The following is a 2,702-nucleotide window of genomic DNA, read 5'->3' on the forward strand; positions in this document are numbered from 1 at the left end:
GTAGGGGTTCAGCACGCGGGTGAAGCCGGAGCGGTCGAGCTCCGGACCCGGGGCGGCCAGGGTGATCCGCGTCTCGGAGTCGGGGACCTGCTTCACGCAAACGGCTATCTTCATGGGGCCTCCAGGCTCTCGTGCATCGTCGGCCGCCGTTCGTGGCGACGGGCCCGCAGGGCGGGCCCGGGAATGATAGGCAGCGGTCGCGGAGGCGTCAAACCCCCGGTGCCCGGGGCGGCCGGCCCTCCAGGACGCGGCCGCCGGCCTGGTCGGCCCGTTTCAGCAGCAGCGCGAAGACGAACCCCACGACGCCCAGCCCCGCGAACATCAGCATGCTGGCGCTGTAGCCTTGCGTGGCGTCGCGCAGCCTCCCGTTCAGGAAGGGGAAGAGCGCCAGGCCGATGTTCTGGATCGCGGTGCAGAGGCCGAAGGCGGTGCCCGTGTGCTCGGCCTTGACCACCAGCGGGATCGCCGGCCACATGGCCGCGGGCACCAGCACGAAGGCGGCGCCCAGCACCATCATCGGCAGCACCGGGTAGATGTCGGTCAGCCCGAGCAGCAGGTAGGCCGGGATCATCAGGATCGAGCCCACCAGCATCATCGTGGCCCGGCGCCCCACGCGGTCGACCAGCAGGCCGGCGAACGGCGCGCAGATCATCGAGGCGAAGATGATGATCGAGGACAGCCCGCCCGCGGTCTGGAACATGTGCAGGAAGCTGCCGAAGACGTTGGCGAGGAAACCGCCGCTCGCTTCGGCCACCCGCTGCACCCCCCACTTGTCGACGAAGAAATCGGTGCTCAGGGCCGTGAAGGGGAACACCGCGGAGTAGAAGGTCAGGCAGAGCAGCGTCACGTACCAGAAGCTGGGGCTGAGCTTCAGGATGTGCGCGAGGGTGATCTTGTCCTCGGCGCCGGTCTCCTGGAGGTCGGGCAGGTAGCGCTCGCCGCGGCGGTCCAGGATCACGTAGACGATGTTGCCCAGCAGCGAGACGCCGCAGAAGATCGCGGCCGCGACCAGGCCGGCCCGGTAGCCGCCGAAGGTCTGGGCGATCAACTCGCCGGTGTTGAAGGCGAACAGCGTGCCCAGTCGCGAGACCGTCAGCGAGATGCCGAAGGCCAGGGCGATCTCCTTGTTGCGGAACCAGCGGGCGAGGATGGCGCTCTGCGCCACGACCAGCGGCTCGGCGCCGGCCCCGAAGATGAAGCGGCCGACGAAGACCATCGGGATCGTCTTGGCCGAAGCCACCACCAGCGCGCCGCACAGCACCAGGACCGAGAAGATCATGCTCGAGCGGCGCGTGCCCAGGCGGTCGATCAGGAAGCCGCTGCCGAACACCGCCAGGATCGCCGCCACGCTGTAGGCGGTGTAGAAGCCGCCGATGGTGCTGCGCGAGGCGCCCAGGTCCTCCACCAGCGAGGGGGCCAGGGCCCCGATGATGTCGTAGGCGAAGTAGCTGCCGAAGGTCAGCAGGCTGGCGAATCCCAGCACGAGCATCCGGTACGGGCGCCCGGCGGGATGGAACCGTCCCGGGGCCGCCATGGCGATGGTGTCGGACATGACGTGTCTCCTGTCGTGAGCGGTCCGCCGCCGTGACGGAACCTGGCCCATGAGAACCCGCGGGGCGCGATCCGTCAACGCCGGAGAGCGGCCGCAGGCCCCGCCGGTCGCGGCTGGCATTCCCCGCGGCCGCCTCCTATGATGGTCGCGGCGCGGCCCGGCCGGCCCCGCCGCGGGCGACATCCCGGGAGTGGAAACCATGAACGAACGATCCTGCGACCTCGTCGTGATCGGCGCCGGGCCGGGCGGCTACGCGGCCGCCGCGCGCGGCGCCCGGCTCGGGCTGCGCACCGTCCTGGTCGAGAAGGACGAACGGCTCGGCGGCACCTGCCTGCTGCGCGGCTGCATCCCGACCAAGGCCCTGCTGCAGTCGGCGCGGACCTGGGAGCTGTGCCGCAAGGGCGCGAAGACCTTCGGCGTGGAGGTGCCCGCCGCCACCTTCGACTGGGCGAAGATCCAGAAGCGCCGCGAGACGGTCGTGCGCAAGGGCGCCCTCGGCGTCGGCGTGCTGCTCGACGGCGCCGGGGTCGAGGTCGTGCGGGGCCGCGGCCGCCTCGACGGCCCCGGCCGCGTCATCGTGGAACGCCCCGGCGAGCCCCCCGAGGTCCTGCTGGCGCCGAAGATCATCGTCGCCACCGGCTCGGCGGCCAGCGCCGTGCCCGGCGTGCAGCCCGACGGCGAGCGCATCCTGACCAGCGACCACCTGCTCGAGATCCCGGCCGTGCCGTCGTCGCTGATCGTGCTGGGAGCCGGGGCGGTCGGCGTCGAGTTCGCCGACATCGTGGCGGCCTTCGGCGGCGAGGTGACGCTGGTGGAAATGCTGCCGCGCGTCCTGCCCCTGGAGGACGCCGACTGTTCGCGCGAGATCGAGCAGGCGCTCGTGCGCCGCAAGATCGGCGTGCTCTGCGGCCACCGCGCCGTGCGGATCGCGCGCGTCGGCGACCGCGTGGAGGTCGAGCTGAAGAACCTCGCGACCGGCGACGCGGTCACGCGCACCGCCTCGCACCTGCTGCTGGCGGTCGGCCGCCGGCCGGTCACCGAGGGCCTCGGCCTGGCCGAGGCCGGCGCCGTCGTCGACAAGCGCGGCTTCGTCCAGACCGACGCCTACCAGCAGACGGCGGCGCCGGGCGTCTACGCCATCGGCGACATC

General features: G+C 71.9%; 2 protein-coding genes. One reads left to right on the forward strand and one right to left on the reverse strand.

The features are described from left to right. Positions 1–208: 208 nt before the first annotated feature. Positions 209–1,552: an MFS transporter gene (locus Q7W29_05830; protein MDO9171332.1), complete on the reverse strand. Its 1,344-nt coding sequence runs from the start codon at positions 1,550–1,552 to the stop codon at positions 209–211. 199 nt (positions 1,553–1,751) lie between these two features. Here Q7W29_05830 and Q7W29_05835 point away from each other — a divergent pair. Then, positions 1,752–2,702, forward strand: a 951-nt coding sequence (locus Q7W29_05835; GenBank protein MDO9171333.1) for an NAD(P)/FAD-dependent oxidoreductase, incomplete at its 3' end; no start/stop codon positions are given.

Source organism: bacterium, assembly GCA_030654305.1.
Classification (GTDB): domain Bacteria; phylum Krumholzibacteriota; class Krumholzibacteriia; order LZORAL124-64-63; family LZORAL124-64-63; genus PNOJ01.

Bases quoted from the DNA above. Each gene is read 5' to 3' on its own strand.
- Q7W29_05830 (MDO9171332.1), bottom strand. From the start codon at position 1,552: ATGTCCGACACCATCGCCATGGCGGCCCCGGGACGGTTCCATCCCGCC.